The 763-nt window shown below is 26.3% G+C and carries 2 protein-coding genes and 1 pseudogene; all 3 read right to left on the reverse strand.

The features are described 5' to 3' along the window. Window positions 1-2 precede the first annotated feature (2 nt). Window positions 3-137, reverse strand: coding sequence for a hypothetical protein (locus ON17_RS03935; RefSeq protein ID WP_017191964.1), 135 nt, complete (start codon window positions 135-137; stop codon window positions 3-5). Window positions 138-194: 57 nt separating this feature from the next. Next, window positions 195-383 (reverse strand): hypothetical protein, encoded by a 189-nt coding sequence (locus ON17_RS02685; protein WP_017191965.1) that lies wholly within the window; start codon window positions 381-383, stop codon window positions 195-197. A gap of 68 nt (window positions 384-451) precedes the next feature. Further along, a pseudogene (locus ON17_RS02690) lies at window positions 452-763 on the reverse strand (endonuclease); the annotation flags it as partial.

Below are 763 nucleotides of genomic sequence, written 5' to 3' on the forward strand. Positions count from 1 at the left end.
AATTAAAGCCATATTTTCCATTTTTTGTAATGTTTTGACATTTCTATCATAATATTTAAAATAAGGCGATGAAAAATATTATGAAATTTTTTAAAATGTTTAATTTGTTTTTCTAATTTTTTAATTTGGTTTGGCATGTATGTCTCCTTTATTTGATTTTTAGTTTATGCCCTTGCCAGTTGTTGTTGTTTTTTTTATTTATATTTTCGGTTTTTGAAAGTAATAGTAATGCGTCTGGTTTTTAATCGTGATAAAGGGTTGTTACGTGGTTTTCCTAATAATTTATGCTTTTGCGGTTTGTATTGATTTTTTTGGAATTTAGAGGCATAATGTTTTTGTTGGTATTTTGCTTGGATTATGTCGTATTTGTTCATCTTGATCATTATTCTCACTTTCTTTGATTTGCTGGGGGTATACATAAAAAAGACCCTTATAAAAGAGTCTTGGTTAGTTAAAAAGTTTTCAATTTACTTAATCGTTTTAAATAAGTTGTTTGTGATAATTCTTGTTTGGCATTTGATAAAAGTTTTAAATATTGTTTGCTATCTTGAATCATTTTGGTAATAAAATTATTATCTAAGTAAATTCTGACTACATGATAATCATTATCGTTAAAATAAACTAAGAAAAAAGCAAATTTAGCTTGAGAACAATAGAGTTGACATTGAACTTGAGCCCAGTAGTTTAAGGGTACTTCTTTGTTGGATAAAAAGCCATTCCATGATATTGATATGTTGTTATTTTCATCACGATAAGGACATTT

The organism is Poinsettia branch-inducing phytoplasma str. JR1, from assembly GCF_000309465.1.
Lineage (GTDB): Bacteria > Bacillota_I > Bacilli_A > Acholeplasmatales > Acholeplasmataceae > Phytoplasma > Phytoplasma pruni.

What these genes read in the sequence shown, in the direction of transcription:
- ON17_RS03935 (WP_017191964.1), bottom strand. Translation starts at nt 137, where the DNA reads ATGCCAAACCAAATTAAAAAATTAGAAAAACAAATTAAACATTTTAAA.
- ON17_RS02685 (WP_017191965.1), bottom strand. Translation starts at nt 383, where the DNA reads ATGATCAAGATGAACAAATACGACATAATCCAAGCAAAATACCAACAA.